Source organism: Ruegeria sp. BB9 (genome assembly GCF_056539345.1).
This window is the reverse complement of sequence record NZ_JBQFUU010000001.1, coordinates 543520-569687: the sequence shown is the minus strand read 5'-3', so window position 1 is coordinate 569687 and position 26168 is coordinate 543520. Positions and strand designations below refer to the sequence as shown.

Annotated in this window: 29 protein-coding genes; 11 read left to right on the top strand and 18 right to left on the bottom strand. The window is 61.2% G+C overall.

The features are described from left to right. Positions 1-18: 18 nt before the first annotated feature. Complete coding sequence (locus tag ACR0FC_RS02850) at positions 19-762, bottom strand: heme-dependent oxidative N-demethylase family protein (protein ID WP_170338042.1); 744 nt, start codon at positions 760-762, stop codon at positions 19-21. Between the two features lie 123 nt (positions 763-885). Here ACR0FC_RS02850 and dddP point away from each other — a divergent pair, with 123 nt between their 5' ends. Further along, the gene (gene dddP, locus ACR0FC_RS02845; protein ID WP_170338040.1) at positions 886-2229 is read left to right on the top strand and encodes a dimethylsulfonioproprionate lyase DddP; all 1344 of its coding nucleotides are present in this window, start codon (positions 886-888) and stop codon (positions 2227-2229) included. A 3-nt stretch (positions 2230-2232) separates the two neighbouring features. On the opposite strand, the gene ACR0FC_RS02840 is transcribed toward dddP, so the two are convergent. Beyond that, positions 2233-2427, bottom strand: coding sequence for a hypothetical protein (locus ACR0FC_RS02840; protein WP_170338038.1), 195 nt, complete (start codon positions 2425-2427; stop codon positions 2233-2235). A gap of 236 nt (positions 2428-2663) precedes the next feature. Between ACR0FC_RS02840 and ACR0FC_RS02835 the strand changes: the two genes are divergently transcribed. Then, on the top strand, positions 2664-3902 hold the full coding sequence (locus ACR0FC_RS02835; protein ID WP_170338036.1) for a bifunctional alpha/beta hydrolase/OsmC family protein: 1239 nt from the start codon (positions 2664-2666) through the stop codon (positions 3900-3902). A gap of 22 nt (positions 3903-3924) precedes the next feature. On the opposite strand, the gene ACR0FC_RS02830 is transcribed toward ACR0FC_RS02835, so the two are convergent. The 3 genes from ACR0FC_RS02830 to ACR0FC_RS02820 all read right to left on the bottom strand — a co-directional run bounded on the left by ACR0FC_RS02830 (position 3925) and on the right by ACR0FC_RS02820 (position 5293). Beyond that, positions 3925-4284, bottom strand: a complete 360-nt coding sequence (locus tag ACR0FC_RS02830) for a hypothetical protein (protein WP_170338034.1) — start codon at positions 4282-4284, stop codon at positions 3925-3927. Between the two features lie 10 nt (positions 4285-4294). Next, the gene (locus tag ACR0FC_RS02825; protein WP_254437750.1) at positions 4295-4849 is read right to left on the bottom strand and encodes a hypothetical protein; all 555 of its coding nucleotides are present in this window, start codon (positions 4847-4849) and stop codon (positions 4295-4297) included. Between the two features lie 111 nt (positions 4850-4960). Further along, on the bottom strand, positions 4961-5293 hold the full coding sequence (locus tag ACR0FC_RS02820) for a hypothetical protein (RefSeq protein ID WP_170338033.1): 333 nt from the start codon (positions 5291-5293) through the stop codon (positions 4961-4963). Between the two features lie 87 nt (positions 5294-5380). On the opposite strand from ACR0FC_RS02820, the gene purB reads away from it, so the two are divergent. The 5 genes from purB (at position 5381) to ACR0FC_RS02795 (ending at position 9815) form a co-directional block, all read left to right on the top strand. Continuing rightward, the gene (gene purB, locus ACR0FC_RS02815; protein WP_170338031.1) at positions 5381-6685 is read left to right on the top strand and encodes an adenylosuccinate lyase; all 1305 of its coding nucleotides are present in this window, start codon (positions 5381-5383) and stop codon (positions 6683-6685) included. A 127-nt stretch (positions 6686-6812) separates the two neighbouring features. Then, a complete protein-coding gene (locus ACR0FC_RS02810) occupies positions 6813-6965 on the top strand; it encodes an adenylosuccinate lyase (RefSeq protein WP_141138470.1) in 153 nt (50 codons plus the stop codon). A 101-nt stretch (positions 6966-7066) separates the two neighbouring features. After that, positions 7067-7606 carry a tetratricopeptide repeat protein gene (locus tag ACR0FC_RS02805; protein ID WP_170338029.1) on the top strand — a complete coding sequence of 180 codons (540 nt, stop codon included), beginning with the start codon at positions 7067-7069 and terminating at the stop codon, positions 7604-7606. Between the two features lie 66 nt (positions 7607-7672). After that, positions 7673-8773 (top strand): flagellar motor switch protein FliG, encoded by a 1101-nt coding sequence (locus tag ACR0FC_RS02800; protein ID WP_170338027.1) that lies wholly within the window; start codon positions 7673-7675, stop codon positions 8771-8773. Positions 8774-8891: 118 nt separating this feature from the next. Next, the gene (locus tag ACR0FC_RS02795) at positions 8892-9815 is read left to right on the top strand and encodes a lysophospholipid acyltransferase family protein (protein ID WP_170338026.1); all 924 of its coding nucleotides are present in this window, start codon (positions 8892-8894) and stop codon (positions 9813-9815) included. Positions 9816-9823: 8 nt separating this feature from the next. On the opposite strand, the gene ACR0FC_RS02790 is transcribed toward ACR0FC_RS02795, so the two are convergent. Further along, positions 9824-10525: a DUF1223 domain-containing protein gene (locus ACR0FC_RS02790; protein ID WP_170338024.1), complete on the bottom strand. Its 702-nt coding sequence runs from the start codon at positions 10523-10525 to the stop codon at positions 9824-9826. Between the two features lie 226 nt (positions 10526-10751). Here ACR0FC_RS02790 and acnA point away from each other — a divergent pair, with 226 nt between their 5' ends. Then, the gene (gene acnA, locus ACR0FC_RS02785; RefSeq protein WP_170338022.1) at positions 10752-13442 is read left to right on the top strand and encodes an aconitate hydratase AcnA; all 2691 of its coding nucleotides are present in this window, start codon (positions 10752-10754) and stop codon (positions 13440-13442) included. A gap of 110 nt (positions 13443-13552) precedes the next feature. Next, on the top strand, positions 13553-14254 hold the full coding sequence (locus ACR0FC_RS02780) for an SDR family NAD(P)-dependent oxidoreductase (protein ID WP_170338020.1): 702 nt from the start codon (positions 13553-13555) through the stop codon (positions 14252-14254). Between the two features lie 8 nt (positions 14255-14262). Here ACR0FC_RS02780 and ACR0FC_RS02775 read toward each other — a convergent pair whose 3' ends face one another. The 10 genes from ACR0FC_RS02775 to yajC form a co-directional block, all read right to left on the bottom strand. Continuing rightward, positions 14263-14802, bottom strand: a complete 540-nt coding sequence (locus tag ACR0FC_RS02775) for a DsbE family thiol:disulfide interchange protein (RefSeq protein ID WP_093962437.1) — start codon at positions 14800-14802, stop codon at positions 14263-14265. After that, positions 14795-14953 carry a heme exporter protein CcmD gene (ccmD, locus tag ACR0FC_RS02770; RefSeq protein WP_005982370.1) on the bottom strand — a complete coding sequence of 53 codons (159 nt, stop codon included), beginning with the start codon at positions 14951-14953 and terminating at the stop codon, positions 14795-14797. The genes ACR0FC_RS02775 and ccmD overlap by 8 nt, the downstream gene beginning before the upstream one ends. Next, entirely contained in the window at positions 14950-15723 is a 774-nt protein-coding gene (locus ACR0FC_RS02765; RefSeq protein ID WP_005982368.1) for a heme ABC transporter permease, read from the bottom strand. The genes ccmD and ACR0FC_RS02765 overlap by 4 nt, the downstream gene beginning before the upstream one ends. 59 nt (positions 15724-15782) lie before the next feature. Next, on the bottom strand, positions 15783-16439 hold the full coding sequence (gene ccmB / locus ACR0FC_RS02760; RefSeq protein ID WP_093962439.1) for a heme exporter protein CcmB: 657 nt from the start codon (positions 16437-16439) through the stop codon (positions 15783-15785). Beyond that, positions 16436-17050 carry a heme ABC exporter ATP-binding protein CcmA gene (gene ccmA, locus ACR0FC_RS02755; RefSeq protein ID WP_170338017.1) on the bottom strand — a complete coding sequence of 205 codons (615 nt, stop codon included), beginning with the start codon at positions 17048-17050 and terminating at the stop codon, positions 16436-16438. Before ccmA ends, ccmB begins: the two co-directional genes overlap by 4 nt. Positions 17051-17144: 94 nt before the next feature. Then, positions 17145-17498, bottom strand: coding sequence for an Mth938-like domain-containing protein (locus tag ACR0FC_RS02750; RefSeq protein ID WP_170338015.1), 354 nt, complete (start codon positions 17496-17498; stop codon positions 17145-17147). An 8-nt stretch (positions 17499-17506) separates the two neighbouring features. Further along, positions 17507-18253, bottom strand: coding sequence for a sulfite exporter TauE/SafE family protein (locus ACR0FC_RS02745; protein ID WP_170338013.1), 747 nt, complete (start codon positions 18251-18253; stop codon positions 17507-17509). Further along, entirely contained in the window at positions 18246-19214 is a 969-nt protein-coding gene (secF, locus tag ACR0FC_RS02740) for a protein translocase subunit SecF (RefSeq protein ID WP_170338011.1), read from the bottom strand. The genes ACR0FC_RS02745 and secF overlap by 8 nt, the downstream gene beginning before the upstream one ends. Before the next feature lies 1 nt (position 19215). Further along, positions 19216-20877 carry a protein translocase subunit SecD gene (gene secD / locus ACR0FC_RS02735; protein WP_170338009.1) on the bottom strand — a complete coding sequence of 554 codons (1662 nt, stop codon included), beginning with the start codon at positions 20875-20877 and terminating at the stop codon, positions 19216-19218. 33 nt (positions 20878-20910) lie between these two features. Next, positions 20911-21198 (bottom strand): preprotein translocase subunit YajC, encoded by a 288-nt coding sequence (gene yajC / locus ACR0FC_RS02730; protein WP_093962445.1) that lies wholly within the window; start codon positions 21196-21198, stop codon positions 20911-20913. A gap of 203 nt (positions 21199-21401) precedes the next feature. Here yajC and ACR0FC_RS02725 point away from each other — a divergent pair, with 203 nt between their 5' ends. Beyond that, entirely contained in the window at positions 21402-23063 is a 1662-nt protein-coding gene (locus ACR0FC_RS02725; RefSeq protein ID WP_170338008.1) for a mechanosensitive ion channel family protein, read from the top strand. Positions 23064-23148: 85 nt separating this feature from the next. Then, a complete protein-coding gene (gene serS / locus ACR0FC_RS02720; protein ID WP_170338006.1) occupies positions 23149-24441 on the top strand; it encodes a serine--tRNA ligase in 1293 nt (430 codons plus the stop codon). Positions 24442-24498: 57 nt separating this feature from the next. Here the strand turns inward: serS and ACR0FC_RS02715 are convergent, their stop codons facing one another. Both ACR0FC_RS02715 and ACR0FC_RS02710 read right to left on the bottom strand, forming a co-directional pair. After that, positions 24499-25029 carry a helix-hairpin-helix domain-containing protein gene (locus tag ACR0FC_RS02715; protein ID WP_170338004.1) on the bottom strand — a complete coding sequence of 177 codons (531 nt, stop codon included), beginning with the start codon at positions 25027-25029 and terminating at the stop codon, positions 24499-24501. Between the two features lie 90 nt (positions 25030-25119). Then, positions 25120-26106 carry a fatty acid desaturase gene (locus ACR0FC_RS02710; protein WP_170338002.1) on the bottom strand — a complete coding sequence of 329 codons (987 nt, stop codon included), beginning with the start codon at positions 26104-26106 and terminating at the stop codon, positions 25120-25122. Positions 26107-26168: the final 62 nt, after the last annotated feature.

Genomic DNA, 26168 nt, shown 5'->3' with positions numbered 1-26168 from the left:
TCCTTGGAGGCCCCGCCATCAGGCGGGGTTTTCCATTTCTGGCAGGTGCTCGACCGGCACGACATAGGTGTGGATCGAGAACACCACGGCCCGTGTCTCGGGCAACCGCAAAAGCGTTTGTCGCTCGCTGCGCAGATACCGGGTGGTACCACGGTCACGGATCTCGCGCGGGGCGCTGGCGCTTCGGGGCTGGTGCAGTTCGGGGTCGTCGTACCACAGCGCGTTGAAGCGCCACAAAGGCCGGTCGACCTGAATCCCGTCGAACAGGCGCTGAACCCGGCGCGCGATGTTGGGGTCATAGCTGTCGACCGGCTCGTGAATGGCAATCAGCGGGCGCATGAATTTCTCGGACAGACGCCAGCTGGCGGGAAAGCACAGGATGGCCCCGGTCAGTACATGCTGGTCGCCCTGTTTCTGCAGGATGCAGAAATCCTCCTGCGCCAGCAGGCAAAGCGTATCCAAAGGGGTGTCGCGGTCAATCGGCACGGCGACCCCGTCCGGGCGCTGCGCGGTGTCGGTCGCCTCGGGATAGGCCTGCGCCAAGACCAGATCCAGCAGTTCGACGGCGGCCGGGTGCGCCTGCGCGTCCAGCGCCAGAACGTCGTCCCGGCGGGTTTCAAGCAGTTGTTGGCGGTGGCGCATCTGCGCGGCAAAGGCATCATCGCGATGCAGCCAGTCCTCCATCGTGGTCGGCGCGATCCCCGGCAGCGGGCGCTGTTGGGTCGGATCGTAGGGCAGAGTCTGTTGCAGAATGACTGTCATGGCGTTGGGTTAGCACTCAAAACAGGCCATGTCGGTCAAAAAGCGACTGGCAAATCGTCGCAATTCACCCAGACGGGGCCGCCCTGCCCCTTCAGGCTGAACCGGTAAGCAGGGAGGCGCGCCGTGAACCACCACTACCGAGACACCCGCAAGATCGACCCCAGCCGCGGCGCGACGCTGGGCGACGGCACGCCGAACGACAATGACCGGATAGAGATCGGCCCCACCCGACTTGCATTCAACGAATGGGCCGCCGCCGGTTTGCAGTTGCCCAACCTGGACCGGATGCGCGAATATCGCTGGAAACGGCTGACCCAGGCGATCGTCGACCGGGGCTATGGCGGGCTGCTGTTGTTCGACCCGCTCAACATCCGATACGCCACCGACAGCACCAACATGCAGCTGTGGAACACGCACAACCCGTTCCGGGCCGTGCTGCTGTGCGCCGATGGCTACATGGTGATCTGGGACTACAAGAACTCGCCCTTCCTGTCGAAATTCAACCCGCTGGTGCGCGAGCAGCGCTCGGGCGCGGACCTGTTCTATTTCGACCGGGGCGATAAGGTGGACGTGCAGGCGGACGTGTTCGCCAACGAGGTGCGCGGGCTGATGCAGGACCACGCCCCCGGCCACACCCGGCTGGCGGTGGACAAGATCATGCTGCACGGCCTCCGCGCGCTCGAGGCGCAGGGCTTCGAGATCATGGAGGGCGAAGAGGTCACCGAAAAGACCCGCGCCATCAAGGGCCCTGACGAGATCCTGGCCATGCGCTGCGCCAGCCACGCCTGCGAAACCGCCGTGGCCGAGATGGAGAAGTTCGCCCGTGCCCATGTGGGCGACGGCAAGACGTCCGAAGATGACATCTGGGCCGTTCTGCACGCCGAGAACATCAAGCGCGGCGGCGAGTGGATCGAAACCCGTCTGCTGGCCTCGGGGCCGCGTACCAACCCGTGGTTTCAGGAATGCGGGCCGCGGATCACGCAGAGGAACGAGATCATCGCCTTCGATACCGATCTGATCGGCAGCTACGGCATCTGCGTCGACATCTCGCGCACCTGGTGGATCGGGGATCAAAAGCCGCGCCCCGACATGGTCTATGCCATGCAGCACGCGCACGAGCACATCATGACCAACATGGAGATGCTGAAGCCCGGCGTGATGATTCCCGAGTTGACCGCCAACTGCCACAGGCTGGACGACAAGTTCCAGGCGCAGAAATACGGCTGCCTGATGCATGGCGTGGGCCTGTGTGATGAATGGCCGTTGGTGGCCTATCCGGACAAGGCGGTGCCAGGCTCATATGATTATCCGCTGGAACCCGGCATGGTACTGTGCGTCGAGGCCGCCGTGGGCGAAGTCGGCGGCGATTTCTCGATCAAGCTGGAAGATCAGGTTCTGATCACCGAAGACGGCTTTGAGAACCTGACCCGCTATCCGTTCGATTCCGCGCTTATGGGGCTTGACTAGGTCTCAATCCGCCCAGTGAGAGCGACGCACATTTCCGTGCCAATCCTCAAGCACCGGCTCTGCCGATGCGCCCGGTGAAAACATGTCTTGGGGCCAGTGCAGTCCGGCGGCAAATCCGATGGCCGTGGCCAGAAGGACAGCAACCGCCGTACCGACCTGTACAGCTTCGAAATGCGCTGCGTTTGTCGAATTTGTCATCTCCGCGCTCCTTGATCCTTTGTTTCGGTTAGGCCGAACATGGGAGCTTCTGAATCATTGTAAAAACGAATTGTTGTTCGCTTAGACTTCACAAATTGTGATCACTTCCCGGACAAAGGGCGCCTCACGATCACCGCCTGCGCCCTCACCTTCCCGTGACGGTCCTGTCACAAGGGTTGAGACTGCACTGCCTTGTTCACAGTATTGCGCCTAGTATCACAGCCTGAGGACCCGACATGCCCACAGAACGCGTCACATTTTCCGGTCACGATGGTGGCCAACTGGCTGCTCGGCTGGATTTCCCCGATGGGCCGGTGCTGGCAACTGCGCTGTTTGCGCATTGCTTTACCTGCTCCAAGGACATTCCCGCGGCCCGACGCATCAGCGCGCGGCTGGCCGCGATGGGATTTGCCGTTCTAAGGTTCGACTTCACCGGGCTGGGCCATTCCGAGGGCGAGTTCGCCAACACGACGTTCACTTCGAACGTTGAAGATCTGATCGCCGCTGCGCAGTTTCTTGCGGGCCGGAACATGGCGCCCGACCTGCTTGTCGGGCATTCTTTGGGCGGGGCCGCAGTCTTGCGGGCGCGGGCCGGAATCCCATCTGTCAAGGCGGTGGTTACGATCGGCGCCCCGGCCGACCCCGGCCATGTGGCTCATCACTTTGAAGACGCGCGGGGCCAGATCGAACAGGATGGCAGCGCGGAAGTTCTGCTGGGTGGGCGCCCCATCCGCATCGGTCGAGAGTTTGTGCGCGACATCTCTGAATCCAAACTGACGCCCTCGATTGCCGAGTTGAAGGCCGCGCTGCTGATTCTGCATGCGCCGCGCGACGAAACAGTCAGCATCGACAATGCCAGCACGATTTTTCTGGCCGCCAAGCACCCCAAAAGCTTTGTCACGCTCGATGACGCAGACCACCTGATCACCCGTTCAAAGGATGCAGAATACGCGGCCGACGTCATCGCCGCATGGGTATCGCGCTATGTGCCGCTGTCGCCGCCCGCCCCGCCGCCGGGCGCCCCCGAAGGCGTGGTGCGCGTGACCGAGGTGGACCCGGGCGGTTTTCTTCAGGACATTCAATCAGGTCCAAGCCATCATGCCGTGGCCGATGAGCCGGCCTCTTACGGCGGGACCGATCGCGGCATGTCGCCTTATGGCTTCGTTTCCGCCGGGCTTGGGGCGTGCACTTCGATGACGATCCGCATGTATGCGCGACGCAAGCAATGGCCCCTGACCGGGATCAGCGTGGATGTCTGTCACAACAAGGTGCACGCGCAGGACGCGGGGCTGGCGGGGGATGGAAAGATCGACCAGTTCCGCCGCAAGATCCGACTGGACGGACCGCTGGACAACGCCCAGCGGACCAAACTTCTTGAAATCGCCGACAAATGCCCCGTGCACCGCACGCTTGAGAATTCGGCGCATATCACCACCGAACTGCTGCCGCCGGAACCGGTTTCGGCTCCGGCGTGACCCAATACCCGTTCCGGACGACCTATCGCCGTGGCGCAGGCCTGTGGATCGGGGGCCGTGCCGCTGGTGGGCGGGCCACGGGCGGTCGAGGACGCGCCGGCGGCTTGGCGATCGGAGGTTTCGGCCGCGCAGGCGGTTTCGCAATTGGCGGCTTGGGTTTGGGCGGCGGTTTTCCACCCGGCGGTTTACCCGGCGGCGGAGGACGGTCCACGTCAATGTCGACATTCACGTTGCGGTAATAGTCGTTCCACAGCATCGAGTCATAGAACGGGTCATATCCGTATCCTACGCCGACCGTGACACCCTCACAGCCCGAGAGGGTAAATCCACCGGCCCCAAGCCCCAGAACGATGACGGATCGCTTCAAAAATGTTCCTGCCATTGTCACGCCCTCACTGCATCGACCGGAATGACGCGAAGATGGCATTCAGATCCTCGACATAGCCAGGATCTGCACCGTCGCGCAGGATGGTCACCACAACCGCAACACGGTTGAGCGGCAGGTCGATCACCGTTGCGGTGAAGTTGACCCCGCGCCCGTCACGGGTGCCGATGCCGCGAATGACCCGGGCCGGCAAACCGCCGATGCGCATGTTCGCATCACTTGTCACCTCTGGGTTTTTCACCAGAAACTTGTCGACATCCTGCAAGTAACGGACCCCGTCCTCGATGCTGGCAACGCCGAACGGCGACACGAACCCGATCCAGACCGAGTCATCTGTGACCGGGCGCGCAGCCATCACCCGGCTTACGGACCGGGTATCGCCCAGTTGTGTATCCTCAAGATCGCGTGGGCCGCCCGTGCGCAGCATCCAGAAATCCGGGACATCGAACTGAAACAGCGCACGCCCCCCTTCGGTGTAGGTGACCGGCGTATCGCTCAGCCCCGCACCCGCCATCCCGACCCAAAAAGCCGCGCCGATGGCAAAAAGGTTTTTCTTAAACAAGCTGATATCTCTATTTGTTGGTGTCATCGTCCCGAGGATGAGCGATGCAACCCGCGCTTGTCCAGTTTTTAAAGAGTTTTGCTCAGGGGCCCGCCCGACCTGCATTGCCGCCTAGTCTGCATATACGCCGACTGTCACATCGCCGGCCTCTCCCACAAATCGGATCCGCGTACCGTCCGACTGAACATCGTAACAGGCCCAAAAGTCAGACGGTGGCCAGATCGAACAATATCGGTCATCCCGCACCGCCCAGCGCCCCGAGCTGGGTCGACCCGAGAAATACTGCGTGGCCATAGACGGCTCGAAGACCTGTGTGGCTCCGTTGTCATAGGCCAGCATCCGGCCTGACAGGGCGTCGAGAATCTGCGCGCCCGTCAGCGGTAGGAACGTGTCGGCCGCCAGAATTTCGGGCCAAACCAACAAAATCAGGGCAAACCGTCTCATCCCGCGTCTCCTGCCTTGTCCCAACGGTCCGGCGAGTCTATCACCCGCGCCAACACCCATTGCCAACCGAAAAAGGTGCCGCCGCCCATGATTCCCCGCTATTCCCGCCCCGAAATGGTTGCCGTCTGGTCGCCCGAGACCAAGTTCCGCATCTGGTACGAGATCGAGGCCCATGCCTGCGACGCGATGGCCGATCTGGGCGTCATCCCGCGCGAAAACGCCGAGGCCGTCTGGAAGGCCAAGGACGTGGAATTCGACGTGGCCCGCATCGACGAGATCGAGGCCGTCACCAAGCATGACGTCATCGCCTTTCTGACCCATCTGGCCGAGCATGTCGGCAGCGATGAGGCCCGCTTTGTCCACCAGGGCATGACCAGCTCGGACGTGCTGGATACCTGCTTCAACGTGCAACTGACCCGCGCCGCCGACATCCTGATCGCCGATCTCGAAGGCTTGCTGGCCGCGCTCAAGCGCCGCGCCTACGAGCACAAGGACACTGTCCGCATCGGCCGCAGCCACGGCATTCATGCCGAACCCACCACCATGGGCCTGACCTTCGCGCGCTTCTACGCCGAGATGGACCGCAACCTGTCGCGGATGCGCGACGCCCGCGCCGAGATCGCCACCGGCGCCATCAGCGGCGCGGTCGGCACCTTCGCCAATATCGACCCCCGCGTCGAAGAGCATGTCTGCGAAAAGCTGGGCCTGGTGCCCGAGCCGATCAGCACGCAGGTCATCCCGCGCGATCGCCACGCGGCCTTCTTTGCCACGCTGGGCGTGATCGCCAGCAGCATCGAGAACATCGCCATCGAAATCCGCCACATGCAGCGCACCGAGGTTCTGGAGGCCGAGGAGTTCTTTTCCAAAGGCCAGAAGGGCTCGTCGGCGATGCCGCACAAACGTAACCCGGTGCTGACCGAAAACCTGACCGGCCTGGCCCGGCTGGTGCGCATGACCGTGATCCCGGCGATGGAAAACGTGGCCCTGTGGCACGAGCGCGACATCAGCCACAGCTCGGTCGAGCGCAACATCGGCCCCGACGCCACCGTGACCCTGGATTTCGCCCTGTCGCGCCTGACCGGGGTGATCGACAAGCTGGTGGTCTATCCGGACAACATGCTGGCCAACATGAACAAGTTCCGCGGTCTGGTCATGAGCCAGCGCGTGCTGCTGGCCCTGACCCAGGCCGGCGTCAGCCGCGAAGACGCCTATCGCCTGGTGCAGCGCAACGCGATGAAGGTCTGGGAAGAAGGCAAGGACTTCAAAACCGAACTGCTGGCCGACCCGGACGTGACCGCGGCGCTGAGCAAGGAAGAGATCGAAGAAAAATTCGACCTTGGTTATCACACCAAACATGTCGACACGATCTTCGAGCGGGTGTTCGGCGAGTAACCCTCGACGCAGGAACGGCTTTTTTCGGGGCCCGGGTCGCACAGCGCGATCCGGGCCCCTGTCTTTTGCGGAAACATCGGAAATCGGCTATGCTGGGTGGGCAATTTCCGTTCAAGGAGAGCCCACCATGATCCGCACGACCCTCTGCGCACTGGCCCTTGCCCTGTCCGCCTCGTCCGCTTTCGCATGCCAAGGCCACAGCAAGCAATCGCAATCCTGTGCGCCCGGTACGACTTGGGATTCGGCCTCGGAAAGCTGCGTGAAAAACGCCAGCAGCTGATTTCTTGTCCTACTTGTGAATAAAAGCGAGCCATTGGCTGTTAGCTTTTTTGAAGAACGCACTATGCTTCTTGCGAGCAGCCCTTGGAACGGAGTAGGACAATGCGCCTTTTGATGGCCACGGCACTAGCCCTTCAGACCTTTGCCTTTGCCCCCGCGGTCAGTGCCGCCGGCGGTGACAGCAGCCCCCCAAAACCGACGAATACCACCAAGAAATGCCTGTTCGGCCGCGTCTATGACGAAGCAGCCGGCCGGTGCGTCAAACCGAACAAGACCAATTTCAGCGAAGAGCAATTGTATCAGGCCGTGCGCGAGCTTGCTTATGACGGCCAGTTCGAAAATGCGCAGAACGTGTTGCGGGTCATGGATCAAGACGATGATCGCGTTTTGACGTATTGGGGCTTCACCTACCGCAAAATGGGCGAAGCCGAGCTGGCCAACACCTATTACCAACGCGCAATCAAAACCAATCCTGACAACATTCTGGCCCGCAGCTACATGGGTCAGGGATATGTCACCGAAGGGAAAACCGAACTGGCCATCGCGCAATGGCGCGAGATCAAGGCACGCGGAGGCGAAGGCACCTGGGCCGAAGCGTCTCTGCGCGAGGCGATCCGCACGGGGCTGACTTACAGCTACTAGGTTCAGTCTTTCTTTACTCGACTCTCGCTAGTCTGCCTGCGGAACAAAAATTGACACCGCAGGCAGATGCAAGATTCACATGCTTTGGTACAGACCGCGCCGGGCAATTCTGCTCCGGCCGAGAAACAGACGGATGACGCCCCTCGCGTCATACCTCGCCAACTCACGCCCGGTCAGAAGGCCGCCATCATCGTACGCCTGCTGTTGAACGAGGGGGCCGATCTTCCGTTGGAGGAGTTGCCCGACGAACTGCAGGAACGGCTGACCCTCCAACTGGGCCGGATGGGGCTGGTTGACCGTGTAACCCTCGCTGCGGTCGCGCAAGAATTCGCAGATGCGCTGGACAGCGTCGGACTTGCCTTCCCGCACGGCTTGGCTGGGGCGCTTGACGCAGTAAATGGCAAGATTGCCCCGGCGACCGCCGCCCGGCTGCGCAAGGTCGCGGGTGTGCGCCAGGTCGGCGATCCATGGCTGCGCCTGCGTGACACCCCTGCCGAAGACCTTGCGCGTATGGCTCAGGCCGAAAGCACCGAAGTTGCAGCCGTCATGCTATCCAAGCTGGATACGGCGAAGGCAGCACAGTTGTTGGCGCAATTGCCCGGGCCGGTGGCCAGACGGATAACCTATGCCGTATCAAAAACCGCCAACGTGACGCCCGAGGCGGTGGAGCGGATCGGCTGGTCCCTGGCCGCGCAACTCGATCAACGCCCAGTTCCGGCCTTCACCGATTCACCCGACACGCGCGTCGGGGCGATCTTGAACCAATCCCCCCCATCCACGCGTGACGGACTGCTGGACGCGCTCGATGAGGAGGATACTGAGTTCGCCAGCGCTGTTCGAAAGTCCATCTTCACCTTTGCGCACATCGCCACGCGTATAGCTGCACGGGATGTGCCTGCCATCCTGCGCGAAGTCGATCAGCCGGTTTTGATAACTGCTCTGGCTGGCGCAAGAACCGAGGATGACAAGGCCTCGGTCGACTATCTGCTGTCCAACATATCCGCACGGATGGCCGACAACCTGCGCGAGGAAATTGCTGAACGCGGCAAGGTCAAGCAGGCCGAAGCAGAGGAGGCCATGACCCAGATTGTCGGTGCGATCCGCACACTCGTGGACGCAGGCACAATCACCTTGGTCGAAGCGGACGCCGATGGCAACGAGGACTAAGGGCTGCCCGCCGCTGGCTCGGATGCCGTAGAACCAGGGCTCGGGACAATGCTTGTGGTTGTTGCGCGCCGGCTGTATGTCTGAATCCGCAATTCACAACACCCGGTGAGATCCCCCGATGCCCGTCGAAAAGTCGGAACTGAGCCGCTTTGAGCTTGGTCAATACTATGTCGCCAACCTGTTCCTGAAAGGCATGATCGGCGCAATGCGCCTTTTGCCCTATGAACGGCGCATTGCGACGATGGGGGCGATCGTGCGCGGGTTGGCCCCGGCGGTTGGGTTCACCAAACGTGTGCGAAGCAACCTGAAACTGACCTGCCCTGACCTGCCTGAAGCCGAAGTCAAACGCATTTGCCGTGCGGTGCCCGACAACGCAGGCCGCGCGATTATGGAACACTTCTCGCCCGAGGATTTCACTGAACGGCAGAAGAACGCAAAAGTATCAGGTTCAGGAATCGCCGCCTTTGAACAAGCGGTGGCCGAAGGTCGGCCGGTGATGATGATCACCGCACATTTCGGCCACTACCTTGCTGCGCGGATCGCTTTGCAGGCGCGCAGCGGCAAGCCGATTGGCTGCCTGTACCGCCGCATGGCCAATCCGTATTTCAACGAGATGTATGTCGACGCCTTCCACAAAACCGGCGAGCCGATGTTCGAACAAGGTCGGCGCGGCATGGTGGAAATGGTTCGGTCCCTCAAAAAGGGCGGCATCATCGCCATCGTATCGGACCTGCACGCCCATGGCGGTGAAGAATTGACGTTTTTTGGCAAACCCGCAGTCACGTCGGTATTGAACGCGGAATTGGCAATGAAATACGATGCCGTTCTCATTCCTTGCTATGCGGTGCGCCAAGCCAACGGTATCGATTTCGAGATCGTTTTGCATGATCCGGTGCCGCATACGGACCCCAAGACCATGACCCAGTTCATCAACGATGACCTGGAAGGCATGGTGCGGAAACACATGGGCCAATGGTTCTGGATTCACCGACGGTGGAAAGCCTGGAATGGGCTGGGTGTGCAGCCTCAGGACATGCCCTGAGCCGCCCTCTACTTCACCCTTGTTGAGGCGATGATCGGGCCATTGCCGGTGCCCTGAATCAGAACCACCGCAGGCAGGTCCGAAGACAGTTCGATCTGAAAATCCTGTTCAGCCGACCCGCTCCATCCGCCCGCATTGTGCCATTCCTCAACGACATTCGCGTAGTCCAGATCGTGTCCGGCCAATTCACCCCGTCGAATCGATGCGTGGCGCAACGGCGTGTATTGTACGACCACCACGTCATAGTTTTCCGCGGCGGCGAGATCGACCGGGGCAACGCGGACCGTAACCGTGTTCCCGGACCTCTGCGCCGAAACCGACGCGGTGGGCGCAGCGGTCAAATGCGCGTCGATCAAACGGTTCAAGTCACGGGATTTGGCGCCAACGACATCCTGCTGTCCGTTGATCACCATCTGAGGGGTATAGATCATCGAACGGCCGCCGCGCCGCGCATACGCTCGTTGACGGTCCGTATGCGCCGGATCGGCATACTCGTCCTTCCAACCGATGTAGTCCCAATAGTCCACGTGCAGCGCCAAGCCGATCACGTCGTCGCGCATGGCGAGATCGTGCATGATCGCATCTGCCGGCGGACAGGACGAACACCCCTGCGAGGTAAACAATTCGACTACTACCGGGCCGTCCGCCCAGGCCGAAGACGCCGACAGGAACACGGACGCAAGAAATGTGGTCAGGGCTGATCTTTTCATTTCACTCTCGGTTTGAGGAGCCTGCAAGCACCGGTGTACTCCGCCACCGGATCAAGCGCCAATCAAGGTTTCTTGAGACAGGTTTCGGCGGCAATCCGCAAAAATGTGTGCAATGGTATACAAAAATTGCCGCACCCGCCCTGTTGGACCTTGAACCGCAGGCCTTGGTGATGCAGATACCGCTCAGCGAATCCCAATTCCACGTCATTTGAGAGGGAGGCCACAGATGCCCATCAAAGTCGGACAGGATACCGCCAAGACACGCCGCAGCCTGAGCGTGAATGGCAAGTCCATCTCGTATTACTCGATCCCCGCCGCGCAAGAGGCCGGCCTGGGCGATTTCTCCAAGCTTCCCGCCGCGCTGAAAGTGGTGCTGGAAAACATGCTGCGGTTCGAGGACGGCGGTTTTTCGGTCTCGGTCGATGACATCAAGGCCTTTGCCGAATGGGGTGCCAACAACGGGAAGAACCCGCGCGAGATCGCTTATCGCCCTGCCCGCGTGCTGATGCAGGACTTCACGGGCGTTCCGGCCGTTGTCGACCTGGCCGCGATGCGCGACGGCATCAAGGCGCTGGGGGGCGATCCGCAGAAGATCAATCCGCTGAACCCCGTCGATCTGGTCATCGACCACTCGGTCATGATCGATGAATTTGGCAACCCGCGCGCCTTCCAGATGAACGTGGACCGCGAATACGAGCGCAACATGGAGCGCTACCAGTTCCTGAAATGGGGCCAGAGCGCGTTCAACAACTTCCGCGTGGTACCGCCGGGCACCGGCATCTGCCACCAGGTGAACCTGGAATACCTGGCCCAGACCGTCTGGACCGACACCGACCAGAACGGCGAAGAAGTCGCATATCCCGACACGCTGGTCGGCACCGACAGCCACACCACCATGGTCAACGGCATGGCCGTTCTGGGCTGGGGCGTTGGCGGGATCGAGGCCGAGGCCGCGATGCTGGGTCAGCCGATCTCGATGCTGATCCCCGAAGTGATCGGGTTCGAATTGACCGGCGAGATGGTCGAAGGCACCACCGGCACCGACCTGGTTCTGAAGGTCGTGGAGATGCTGCGCGCCAAGGGCGTGGTGGGCAAGTTCGTTGAATTCTACGGCGAAGGCCTGGACCGTCTGCCGCTGGCCGACCGTGCAACCATCGCCAACATGGCGCCCGAATACGGCGCGACCTGCGGCTTTTTCCCGATCGACAACGAAACCCTGCGCTACCTGCGCAACACTGGCCGTGACGAGGACCGCATCGCGCTGGTCGAAGCCTACGCCAAGGAAAACGGTTTCTGGCGCGACGAGAACTATGCCCCGGTCTACACCGACACCCTGACGCTGGACATGAGCACCATCGTTCCGGCGATCTCGGGTCCCAAGCGTCCGCAGGACTATGTGCCCCTGACCAACGCCAAGGCTGCCTTCCGCCAGGAAATGGAAAACACTTTCAAGCGCCCGATGGGCAAGGAAGTGCCGGTCAAAGGCGAAGACTACACCATGGAATCGGGCAAGGTCGTGATCGCTTCGATCACGTCGTGCACCAACACCTCGAACCCCTATGTGATGATCGGTGCGGGCCTTGTCGCACGCAAGGCGGCGGCTTTGGGCCTGAACCGCCAACCGTGGGTCAAAACCTCTCTGGCCCCGGGATCGCAGGTCGTATCCGCATATCTTGAGGCCGCTGGCCTGCAGGAAGATCTGGACAAGATCGGCTTCAACCTCGTTGGTTATGGCTGCACCACCTGCATCGGCAACTCGGGCCCGATCCAGAAAGAGATCTCGGAAGCCATCGCCGAGGGCGACCTTGTGGCGACCTCGGTCCTGTCGGGCAACCGCAACTTCGAAGGCCGGATCTCGCCCGACGTGCGCGCCAACTACCTGGCTTCGCCGCCGCTGGTGGTTGTCTATGCGCTGGCCGGCACGCTGGACATCGACCTGACCTCGGAACCGATCGGTCAGGACAAGGACGGCAACGACGTCTACATGAAAGACATCTGGCCGACCCAGAAAGAGATCGCCGAACTGGTCGAGGCAACCGTAACCCGCGAGGCATTCCAGTCGAAATACGCTGATGTCTTCAAGGGCGACGAGAAATGGCAATCGGTCGAAACCACCGATGCCGAGACCTATGACTGGCCGCCGACGTCGACCTATATCCAGAACCCGCCCTACTTCCAGGGTATGGGGGCACAGCCGGGCACCATCTCGAACATCGAAGGCGCCAAGGTTCTTGCCATTCTGGGCGACATGGTCACCACCGACCACATCTCGCCGGCTGGTTCGTTTGCAACCACCAGCCCCGCGGGCAAATACCTGCTGGAGCGCCAGGTGCAACCGCGCGAGTTCAACTCGTACGGGTCGCGCCGTGGCAACCACGAGGTCATGATGCGCGGCACCTTCGCCAACATCCGCATCAAGAACGAGATGCTGGACGGCGTCGAGGGTGGTTACACCAAAGGCCCCGATGGTCAGCAGACCTCGATCTATGACGCATCGATGGCCTATCAGGCTGAAGGCACTCCGCTGGTCGTGATCGGTGGCGAGCAGTATGGCGCCGGTTCCTCGCGGGACTGGGCGGCCAAGGGCACCGCGCTGCTGGGTGTCAAGGCCGTGATCGCAGAAAGCTTCGAGCGTATCCACCGCTCGAACCTGGTGGGCATGGGCGTCATCCCGTTCGAGTTCACCGCCGGCGACAACCGCAAGACGCTGGGCTTGAAAGGCGACGAGACCTTCTCGATCCACGGTCTGGACACGATCCAGCCGCTGCAAGAGTTGCCATGCACCATCACCTACGCAGACGGGACCGAGAAGACCATCACGCTCAAGTGCCGCATCGATACCGCACCCGAGATCGAATACATCGAAAACGGCGGCGTGCTGCACTATGTGCTGCGGAACCTGGCCAAGGCCAGCTAAGCCGGCACAAAGCCAAGAACGCAAGGGCGCCCCGAACGGGCGCCCTTTTTCGTTTCAGGTCTGGCCACTATCGCGTTGTGTTCCGTGCAGATAAGCGGTCTGCTGGGGACATGGAAAAAGTTGCCTTGATAACTGGTGGTGCTCGCGGAATTGGCCGGGCCATCGCGGTTGATCTGGCCGTGGATCATCGCGTCGCCCTGACGTGGCACAGGACCGAACCGCAGCCCTTGCCCGATGACCGACCGGCCCTGACCCTGCAACGCGATCTCACGCAAGAAGGTCAGCCCGAAGACGTGGTGCGCCGCGTCATCGACAGGTTCGGGCGGCTGGATGTGATCATCAACAATGCCGGGCTGGTTCAGGCCACGCCGAAGGACAGCTTCAGCCGAAAGGACCACAGGGCTATTCTTGATCTCAACCTGCTGGTTCCGGCCGCGCTTCTGGCTGCCGCGTTGCCTCACCTTCGGCGGGGAGCGTCGATCGTCAGTATCTCGTCAGTCAATGCCCAGCTTTCCCCGCGCGACGCCGCGACCTATGGGGCCAGCAAGGCTGCGCTGAACCTTTGGACCCGCGCCATGGCGAAAGAATTGGGTCCGGACGGCATTCGCGTCAACGCGGTGGCGCCCGGAGCGATCAATATCCCCGAAGCCCCCAGACCCGACGATCTGACCGACTTGTTCGTTCAGAACACCGCGCTGGGGCGTGTTGGCACCCCCGAAGACATCGCGCGCGCAGTTCGCTTCCTCGCATCCGAAGACGCGTCCTTCATCACCGGAGAGGTGCTGACCGTCTCTGGCGGGTATCGCCTTTAGCCTCGGCGTTACTGCGCGGCGGCTTTTTCCAATGCGGGTCGGATAGTACTCTCGATCACGCGCTGGGTGATCGGGCCGGCAAACCGCAGGATGATCGTGCCGTCACCGTCGATCACGTAGGTCTCGGGCACGCCGTAGACGCCCCAGTCCAACCCCATGCGGCCATTTTCATCGCGCCCGATGGCGGCATAGGGATCGCCCAGCTCAGCCAGGAACGCATCGGCATTCGCCAGTTTGTCCTTGTAGTTGATGCCGTAGACCGGAATACCTTCCTGCGCCAGTTGCTCAAGGTTCGGATGCTCGGCCCGGCAGGGAGCACACCAGCTGGCCCAATAATTCACCAGCTTGACTTGGCCGTCGCGCAGGGTTGCGTCGTCGAACCCCTGCTTGCCCGGAAACTCGGTCAGGACAACGGGCGGCGCGGGCTGGCCTTCGCGGGCCGAGGGCAGCGCGTTGGGGTCTTCGCGGAACATGCCGATGGCAGCCAGCACTGCAAAGGCTCCGAAAATCAGTGGTGGAGCAATCATCAACGGCGAGATCTTAGCCATTGCGCGACATCCTCTGTTCGATCTTTTCCATCTCGGCCCGGACCTTGCGACCACGCAGGATGCTGAAAACCACCAGTGCCACCAGCAAAACGATCGAGGCCGCGTAGGAGGACAGAACCGTTTCGGCGTATTTTCCCAGATCAGGCATCATCCGTTTACCCTTTCCCGTGCCAGCAGCGCCTTGATGCGCCGCGCGCGGATTTCGGTGCCGGTTCGGTACAGGACCAGCGCGATGAACAGCAGCACGAAGCCGATGATGCAGGTCAGCAGCGGGTAGAAGAACACGTTGCTGACCTTCTCGGTGGTGTCCGTGCCGGTGATCGCACCTGCGCGCATCACCGATGCGCCCTGATGCAGGCCTTGGTTCCAGAAATTCACCGCATAGCGGCTGAGAATGGCAAAGACCGAGCCCACGATGCACAGGACCGAGGTCAGGTCCGCCGCCGTGTCGGGGTCTTCGATCGCCTCCCACAGGGCGATGTAGCCCAGATAGAACAGGAACAGGATCAGGAACGAGGTCAGGCGCGGATCCCAGGCCCACCAGGTGCCCCACATCGGCTGCCCCCAAATGGCGCCGGTGGCCAGCGCGATCAGGGTCATCACGATGCCGATCGGCGCTGCGGCGCGTGCGGCAAGGGCACTGACATGGTGCCGGCGCACCAGCCAGACCAGCGAGGTGACCAGCATCATCAGCCAGCAATTGATGGCCATCAGCGCCGATGGCACGTGTAGATAGATGATCTTGACGGTCGACCCCTGCTTGTAGTCATCCGGCGTGAAGAAGAACCCCCACACCAGCCCGACGACCAGAAACAGGGCCGAGCTGATCCAGAAGAACGGCAGGACCCGCTCGCTGGTGGCGAGGAACTTGCGCGGGTTGGCGTATTCCCACAGGGCGTTGGCTTTGGCTGCTATCGACATGGGCCTTATCTAGTCCGAGTCGGGGGCGTTCTCAATTGACATCGGTCAACGTGCCCCAATCATCTGAGGTTGATGCGCAGCACCGCCGCGCTGGCAAAAGGCAGAAGGGCGACCGTGGCGGCGGTGATCCCGGCCAGCATCAGCAGCGGGGTCTGGACCTCCATCCCGGTGGCACCACGGCGCGCGACCTCGGCCCCGAAGATCAGCGTGGGCACGTAAAGCGGCAGCACCAGCAGCGACAGCAGCAGGCCTCCGCGTTTGAGCCCAACGGTCAGGGCTGCGCCGAAAGTGCCGATCACGCTGAGCGCGGGCGTGCCGATCAGCAGCGAGACGACCAACCAGCCGAAACCGGGGCCGGGCAGGTTCAGCAGCACACCCAGCACCGGCGCGGCCAGCACCAGCGGCAGGCCGGTGGTGATCCAATGCGCCAGCGCCTTGATCGTGACCACCGATTCCAACGGCAGCGGCGCGGTGGCCAGCAGATCGAGCGACCCGTCCTCCCAATCCAGTGCCAGCAGGCGATCCAGCGACAGCAGGCAGGCCAGCAATGCGCCCAGCCACAGCACCCCCGGCGCGATTGTCGCCAACAGCGAGGATTGCGGACCCACCGAAAACGGCACCAGAACGGTGACGATCAGGAAGAAGGCCAGCCCGAGGCCGAACCCTCCGCCCGCGCGGAAGGACAGTTTCAGGTCGCGCAACAGCAGGGCGATCACAGAAAGCCTCCGTCGAAGTCATCCAGCGCCTTGGGGCGCGCCTTGTTGAGGCCGACATCCAGGACCTTACCATCAAGGCCCAGGTCGATATGGGTGGCAATCAGGGCCGAGCCGCCCTGCCCCAGATGCGTCCGCACTGCATCGGCGAACATTGCCACGGCGGTCGTGTCCAGTGACACGGTGGGTTCGTCCAGCATCCAGATCGGGCGGCCGGTCACCAGCATTCGGGCCAGACCCAGCCGGCGTTTCTGGCCCGCCGACAGGTTGCCTGCGTGACGATCGGCCAGTTCGTTCAGGGCGAAGGCCTCCAGCGCCGGCTGTGTGTCACGCGTGCCAAAGACCGAGGCCCAGAAGGTCAGGTTCTCGGTCACGGTCAGGGTGGGTTTCAGCCCGTCGGAATGGGCGGCATAGGCGATCCGGTCTTCGGCCCCCTCAATCCGGCCCGAGAGCGGCGGTTGCAGACCGGCCAGCGTGCGCAGAAGGGTGGTCTTGCCGATCCCGTTCGGGCCGCGCAGGATCAGCGCCTTGCCCGGGGGCAGCGCGAAACTGAGGCCTTCGAGCACGGGCACACCCCCTCGGGCGATGGCAAGGTCGGTCACGGTCAGTGTCATGAGACCCGCTTATCCGATTGGTTGCGGGGGAAAAAGGACGGATTTGCCGCAGGGCCTTTTGGCGGGGCGGGATGTGAGGGGCCAGATGAAGCGGTCAGACCGGCAACAGGGCCAGAGCGATGCGGCGCCCCTCGGACAAAAGCACGTTGTAGGTGCGGCAGGCGGCGGGCGAGTTCATGATCTCGACCCCGATGCCGGCCTCTTCGAGGGTCGACCGCAAATCAGATGGTATGTGAGAAAGATCAGCGCCGGTGCCGATGAACAGAACGTCAACCTGATTGGCCAGCCCTAGAAGGCTCTCGCTGTCCGCAAAACCGCCCCAAGGTCCGGTCCCTCCGGGGCCTGTCAGAACACTGCCTTCGTGAACCTCGCCGCCTATCCGAAAAAATCCCGGCCCATAGCCATCAATCGGAACTGCGTTGGTATATGTGATCTCGTTCAGACGCATGTGATCTTCTATCCCCAAAGCGGCAAGCCCGACAAGGCCGCAGCAGCGATGACTGCATACGCGATCACGCGGTAGACCCGTTCCCTGGCAGGCTGAAACATCCAGCCGCCCAGCCAATTTCCTGCCAGATTCGGAACGGCAAGCGCCAGCCCCAACCCAACCGTTGACCAGGTCAATTGCCCGAACGCAGCGAGATATCCGAAGATCAGAAAATCAAAGGCCAGAAGGAACAGCAGGATCGTGGCCCGAACAACTGCCACAGGCAACGGGCGAGACATGTAGAACAGGATTACCGCCGGACCCGGGATGCCTGCAACGCCCCCCAAAAAGCCGGCCGCAGCGCCGATGGCAGTTACCATGTTGCGCCGGACTTCGCCGTTGTACCGCAGCCCCGAAATCAGCACGACCAGCATGAACAGGGTCACGAGGCTGACGGCGTAGCGAAAAACCTCAGGCTGGACTCGGGTCAATATCGACAGTCCGACCGGCAGCAAAAGTGCACACCCGACGACAAGTCGCACGAGATCGCGTTTGTCGACATCAACCCAGGCGCGGCGCAGATTGGGAAGTGGCCCGAAGACATCCATGCAGGTCAACGCGATCAAAGCCCCGAACGGACCAAGATAAGGCGTCGACAGCGGCAGAAAGATCAGCGCGGTGCCGAACCCGGAAAACCCTCGAACGATTCCACCCGCGAGGGCTGCAAAAATGATGACGGCCAATCCCGTTGGGGATTGGCCGAACACATCAGGCATCAATATTGGCAAACTGGTTGCCGGCCGTGTTCGATGGCTTGGACCAATCGCGTTTGACCCCCAGCCACAGCAGGATGGTCGAGGCCACGAAAACCGACGAATAGGTCCCTACGATCACGCCCCAGATCATCGCGAAGACGAACCCGCGGATCACGTCGCCGCCGAGCACATACAGCGAGACAAGTGCCAGCAACGTGGTGACCGACGTCATGACGGTTCGGCTGAGCGTTTCGTTGATCGAGATGTTCAGAACTTCTTTCAGGTCCTTCTTCTTGTATTTTCGCAGGTTCTCGCGCACCCGGTCGAACACGACCACAGTATCGTTCAGCGAGTAACCGACGATTGTCAGAAGCGCGGCGATAATCGCGAGGTCGAACCGGATCTGCAGCTCGGAAAAAATACCGATCGTCAGCAACACGTCATGCACCAGCGCGGCGACCGCTCCCAGCGCAAACTGCCATTCGAACCGCAGCCAGATGTAGACCAGCACCGCTCCGATCGCCAGAACCACAGCAATCACAGCTGTTTGGATCAGCTCGCCCGAGACTTTCGGGCCCACGGATTCCACCGAAACGAACTGGATATCTGGGATTACCGCCTGCAAGGCGCCTTCGACTGCCGCGATGGTGTCGGCCGTGACAGACTCGGCACCGTCCTGCGCTTGAATGCGGATCATGGCCACGTTCTCATCAGGCCCGAACGTCGGGTCGAAGATCTCGGTGATGGTGACATCCCCGAGGCCCAGCGGCGCAATGGCGTCGCGATAAACTCCGACGTCCAGTTCCTGCGTGCTCTGCGTCCGGATCGTGGTACCGCCCCGGAAGTCGATCCCGAAGTTCAAACCCTGCAGCATGAACGAGGCGAATGCGATAACCATCATCAGGCCCGAGATGCCCAGCCACAGCTGCCAGCGGCTGAAAAAATCGAACGAGGTGTTTTCGGGTACGAGTTTCAGTCTCATGTCAAACCTCGATCGTTTTCGGGCGGCGCCGTTCGAACCACATGATGATCATCAGCCGCGTCACGAAGATCGCGGTGAAGACCGACGTCAGAATGCCCAGGCCAAGAGTGATGGCAAAGCCGCGAACCGGGCCGCTGCCGATGGCGAACAAAATGACGGCAGTGATGAAGGTCGTGATGTTGGCATCCAGGATGGCCGACAGGGCCTTTTCATAGCCCAGATCGATTGCCCGAGCGGGGCCTTTGGCCGATTTCAGCTCTTCGCGGATACGTTCGAAGATCAGCACATTGGCATCCACCGCCATACCGACCGTCAAGACGATCCCGGCAATGCCTGGCAAGGTCAATGTCGCGCCAATCAATGACAACAGCCCAAAGATCAGCCCGACGTTAATCAGCAAAGCGATGTTGGCGAAGACGCCAAAAAGACCATAGCTGAGCGCCATGAAGATCAAGACTGCTGCAAAAGCGACGGTGGTCGCGACCTTACCCGCGTCGATGCTGTCTTGGCCCAGTTCGGGGCCGATCGTACGTTCTTCGAGGAACTCAAGACCCGCCGGCAGCGCGCCGGCACGCAGCAGAACAGCGAGGTTCGTGCTTTCTTCGACGGTGAAGTTGCCGGTGATGATGCCGGAACCGCCAGGGATATGGCTTTGGATCACCGGAGCCGAGATCACCTCGTCATCCAGCACGATTGCAAAAGGGGCACCGATATTGTCACGGGTGTAATCGCCGAATTTGCGGGCGCCGGATGTGTTGAACCGGAAGCTGACCGCCGGGCGTCCGTTCTGATCGAAGGAAGGCTGCGCGTCGACCAATTCCTCGCCCGTCACGACGGGTGCGGATTCGATGGTGTAGTACACGCCGTTTTCGTCGATCGACGGCACGACCTCTTCACCGACGCCGGGCACGACGTCCGGATCGGTGCCGCGGGCCACGACCGGATTGAAGGTCAGTTGCGCCGTGGTACCGATGATGTCCTTCAACTCGCTGGCACTGCCGATCCCGGGCACCTGAATCAGGATCCGGTCGGTGCCTTGACGCTGGATGGTCGGCTCACGAGTGCCAACCTCGTCGATCCGGCGGCGCACGATTTCCAGAGCCTGACGCACCGTGCGATCATCCGAGGCCAGTTTTTCCGCCTCGGACAGCTTTACGATCAGGGTGTCGCCGTCGGCGCTGACTTCGATATCCGTGGCACCGACGCCGGTCAGCGTCTGCACCTGACGGGCCAGCCCGCGCACCGCTTCCAGAGCGCTTGGCATCCCGTCCGGCTGGCTGATGCGAACGCGAATCTCATCCGGGGCCGAGGGTTGACGGCGGATGGTTCCGACCGTCGCCCGTTCGTCCCGCAGGGCATCACGAACTTCGGGCCACATGGCCTCCATCCGTGTCTCGTAGACATCGCCAACCTGAACTTCGGCCAACAGATGCGCCCCACCGCGCAGATCAAGCCCCAGGTTGACCAATGACGACGGCAACCAGTCGGGCCATTGTTCTGCTTGCGCCTGCATCTCGGGCGTGTCGATGCCCAGTTCGATGGCGGCCTTGGCGTCGTTCGATTGTTCGACCCGCGTGTAAAACGCGTTCGGCAGGGCCATCAGCAGGCCAACCACGCAGACCAGCCAGATCAGGACCCGTTTCCAGGTATCAATTTGCAGCATTACCCTGCCTTTTCAGGAAGTTGCGACGCGAAATTACTTCGCCGGTTCGGTCTTGTTCAGCACCTGAGCGATGGTCGACTTGACCACACGAACCCGGACACCGTCCGCGATCTCGACCTCGATCTCGTTTTCGCCTTCCTTGACCTTCGACACTTTGCCGATGAGGCCACCCTGAGTGACGACCTGATCGCCGCGGCGCACTGCCTCGACCATGGCCTGATGTTCCTTCATCTTCTTCTGCTGCGGACGGATCAGCAGAAAGTACATGATCGCGAAGATCAGGATGAGCGGGAGAAACTGGGCGATTGCGCCACCTTCCATGGGACATTCCTTTTTTCTTGAGGTCGCGGAGTGAGCACCGCGAATTTGCCGGGAAACTATGCTTTGAAATCAACCTTTGCAAGCGATGCCCGACTTGGCATGCCGTGCGACAGTGTCACGATCCCCGAAGATGATGAATTACACCGCAGATATCCACTAGGATGGTACGGGGCTTTGGGTATAGTCAAAGTCAGGGAGGACCCATGCGGAGTTTCGTCAAGGCCCCATTTCCATTGGGTGTTTTGCTGTCCATGCTGTTTGCGGCTTGGGCCTTTTCGGTGCCTGTCATGGCACAGGATGCCCCGCAGGACGTACCCGAAGCCGACAGCGCCGCCGCCGAGACCTTCATGGCTCCGGTCATCGTTGACGGCGACACCTTGTTTCACATTCGAGGCTCCAGCGCCCTGCCCGCTCCGGAAAGGGCCGAAAACATTCAGGACGCGATCATCAAGGTCGCCGAATCCTCGGATGCCACGGATGTCGACATCACCTATCAGGACACCGAGATAGGCACCCGCATTCTGGCGGACGGGCAGATGGTCACCATCGTCACCGAGGCCGATGCCGAGCTGGAGCAGATGGAACTGAGCGTCCTGACGGTCTTGCATGGCGACGCCATCAGGGACGCGATCATGGCTTACCGGGCAAACCGCACGGACGAGGCGCGTGTGTCGGGTGCGATCGAAGCGGCGGCGTGGACGTTGGGGTTCATCGTCTTCGTCCTGGTGATCCTGTGGCTGCACAGGCGCGTTCGGCGACGCACGCTGATCTTTGTCCGGCGATACTTGAGGGACGTTGAGGAAGCTACCGCCAAGAGCGTACAGGCCGAGGCGATTGCCGCACTGATCCGATACGGGCTGAATTTTGGCCTGCTGATCATCTTCTTTCTGGGTTTCTATTACTATCTGTCGTTCGTCCTGCTGGCATTTGCCGAGTCGCGGTACTTTGCGCAGCTGCTGCTGACCTACCTGACCGAACCGGTTCTGCTGATTTTCCGGGGTATTCTCAGCTATATCCCGAACATGATCATGCTGGCGTTGATCGCTTGGGTGACGATGTACATCATCAAGGGCATGCGGGTGTTCTTCGACGCGGTCGAGGCCGGCACTTTCGACATGGGCGATTTCGAGAAACATTGGGTCAATCCCACGTTCAACATCGCGCGTGTCGTGGTGATCCTGATCGCCCTTGTCTTTGCGGTTCCGTACATCCCGGGCTCGGACTCGGCGGCCTTTCAGGGGCTGACCATCCTGGTTGGTGCAATGCTCTCGCTGGGCGCGAACTCGGTTGTCAGCAACATGCTGGCTGGACTGTTCGTAATCTATCGCCGGTCGACGTCGATCGGTGACCGCATCCAGATCGGTGACCACATCGGTGATGTCGTGCAGATCAAACTTATGGAAACCCACCTGAAGTCCATCAAGAACGAGCTGATCTCGATTCCCAACGCCCAATTGATGAACTCGGACGTGGTCAATTTTTCCAAGCAGACCGACGGCAAGGGCCTGCTTTTGCACACGACGGTCGGGATCGGCTATGAAGAGCCCCCCGAAAAGGTCGAAGCCATGCTGATCGAGGCAGCCCGCCGTACCGATGGCCTTCGCGCCCGCCCCGAGCCATTTGTCCTGTGGACCGCGCTGGCCGATTACGCGATCAACTACCAGATCAACGCCTACACGACCCGTGGCAACTCGATCCCGCGGATCAAGTCCGACCTCCACCGCAACATCGTCGAGGTGTTCAACGAGAACGGTGTTCAGATCATGACGCCGTCCTACGTTGCCGACCCGCCCGCGCTGAAGATCCCGAACCATCCCTGGGACGGTCGACTGGCACATGAAGCGGTTGAAGACACCGACAACTAGGCCGATTTTCCAACCCGGTGCTACACCCTGCCGGTCAGATGGTGCATAAGCGGGCCTAGTGATTCACTTGCCAAGGATCTGACCTATGCACGACATCCGCGCAATTCGCGAAAACCCAGCAGCTTTCGACGCCGCGCTCGCGCGCCGGGGGGAAGCTCCGGTATCGTCAGACCTGCTGCGCCTGGATGAAAGCCGTCGGGCCAAGATCCTGGCAGCCGAAACGGCGCAGGCTGAACAGAACAAGGCCAGCAAGGAAGTCGGCGCAGCCAAGGCGCGCGGCGACGAAGCCGAGTTCCAGCGTCTTCGGGCACTTGTGGCCGAGAAAAAGGCCGAAATCGCCCGTATGCAGACCGAGGCCAAGGATATCGACGCCCTTCTGACTGACCAGTTGGTTCGCATCCCGAACTTGCCGGCCGAGGACGTACCCGACGGCAAAGACGAGAATGACAATGTCGAAGTCAAACGCTGGGGCACGCCGCGGGACTATGACTTTGAACCGAAGGAACACTTCGAGATCGCCTCGGTACAGAACGGCATGGATTTCGAGACTGCCGCCAAGCTGGCAGGATCTCGTTTCGTGCTGCTGTCGGGCGGTGTGGCGCGCATTCATCGGGCGCTCGCGCAGTTCATGCTGGATACGCACACCAACGAGAACGGTCTGACCGAAGTGAATGGTCCGGTTCTGGTGCTCTCCGAGATGATGCAGGGCACCGGCCAGCTGCCGAAGTTCGGCGAGGACAGCTACCAAACCCGCGAGGGGTGGTGGCTGATCCCGACCTCCGAGGTGTCGCTGACCAACATCGTCAACAGTTGCGTCATCGAGGAAAGCTATCTGCCGCGCCGCTACACGGCACATTCGCTGTGCTTCCGCTCCGAGGCGGGCTCGGCCGGCAAGGACACGCGCGGCATGCTGCGCCAGCACCAGTTCGAAAAGGTCGAGATGGTCTCGGTCACGCATCCCGACAAATCGGACGACGAACAGCAGCGCATGCTGCGCTGTGCCGAAGGCATCCTGGAAAAGCTGGGCATTCCCTACCGTACCGTCGTCTTGTGCACCGGCGACATGGGGTTTGGCGCGCGGCGGACTTTCGACATCGAGGCTTGGCTGCCCGGCCAGAACACCTATCGCGAGATCAGCTCGGTTTCGACCTGCGGAGATTTCCAGGCCCGTCGCATGAATGCGCGCTTCCGGCCTGAGGGCGGTGGCAAACCTGAATTCGTGCACACGCTGAACGGATCGGGCCTGGCGGTGGGGCGCTGCTTGATCGCGGTTCTGGAAAACGGCCAGAACGCCGATGGCACCGTGACCTTGCCCGAGGTTCTTTCGCCGTATCTTGGCGGCAAGCTGACCCTGCAGGCTGACGGCACGCTGGCGTAACTTTTAGCGGTCACGCCAGCCGCGACCGCATTGCTTCGGATCAAGGCAAAGAAGTGACTACTTCTTTGCCTTTTTCTTGGCCTTCTTGTCCTTTTTGTCTTTGTTGGACTCACCGCCGGCCTTCTCTTTTTCCTTCTTGGATTTCTTGTCTTTTTTCGACTTGGCCTTGGATTTTATCTTTTCCTTCGCCTTCGAGATCGCCGCTTCCATCTCTTTCTTTTTCTTCGCTGCCTTTTCGGCCTTGGCTTTGGCCTTGGCCTTCTTCCGGGCCTTGGCCTCTGCTTCGGCTTTCTCGGCTGCCACCTTGGCTTCTGCGTCGGCCTTGCGCGCAGCAGCTGAGGTCCGAGGTTGCGCCGCCTTCCGCGCAGGGGCCTTCTGCGAGCGGGTTTTGGCGACGGGCGCAGCGCCGGAGGTGGCCTGTTTGGCGGCGGCGATCAATCCGGGCGCCCGGCGCGCTCCGATACCGGGAACGGCGACCAGCGCAGCCGGCTTGGCCTTGGCCAGTTCCTCGGCCGTCTTGATGCCATTGTCGTTGAGAGCGCGGCCAAGTGCTTCTCCGATGCCGCGAACCTTGGTCACCGCTGTCATTCCAAAACTCCTAAACGATCCAACTCAAAAACTACGTCCGACAGGCAGCAAGGCAAGGCTTTGCTCTGCACAACCTTCGGAAAACCACCTTTAACTGCCCCGGGCCAGCTCACCGGTTTCACCTTGCCGCGGAAAGGGAACGAGCCGCTTGGCATCTTCATCCCACAGTTTCAGGTTCAGCGCGGCCACCGCCTCGGGAAACTTGATCCGGCGGGGTGTGTATTCAGGTGGCAGGTTGTAGTGACAGGCGCGCAGGCGGTAGGACGGGATGCGGGCATTGAAATGGTGGATGTCATGCAGCGTGATGCAGGCGACCGCATTGTCGAACCACCATCCGAAATCCAGTGCTGACGAGCCCTGAAGCGCAGCCAGTTGCGGGTCCAGATCCGGGCGGCGATCCCAGTAGGTGTCCTCGAAATTGTGCTGAAGATACACTAGAAACACACCCAGCATTCCACCGAGAAACGAGAAGGCCAGCCAGACGAGTATGCCCGTCATGCCAGCAATCCAATACAACAGCCCGAGGAAAACCACGATGGACAAGTTGTGCAGCACGACCCCACGGACGCCGAACCGCACCGTGTTTTTGGGCCAGCGATAGCGGATGAAATACGTGAACAGGGCCCCGACCGGCACCAGGATGAAGGGATTGCGGTAAAGCCTGTAGAACAGACGGGTTTTCCAATCCGCTTCATTCCATTCCCGCAAGGTCATCGTGTTGATTTCCCCGGTCTCCCGATGCTCGAGATTGCCGATGCCCGCGTGATGCAGATTGTGGTTCTGTTTCATCACTTCGAACGGAGCGAAGGTGAACGGCGACAGCACGTGGCCAGCCCATTCATTCTGCCGTCGGGTTTCGAACAATGAATGATGACCGCAATCATGCTGAAGAACATAGAGACGCACTGCCGAAAAGGCGAACACGATCCCAGCCGGGATCATGATGAACCACTGATCCTCATAGACGATCGCCAGCGTCAGCGATGCGAAATACACCACGAACGTCCCGAAATAGCTGAGCGCGGCCAGCCGATTGTCCTGCACCGCGTACTGTCTCGTATATTCTCTCAGGTCCATCCAGCCCGCTCCCCACGATGGTCCGGTTCAATAGTCCTTGCGAAATTTTGCACGTCACTGGC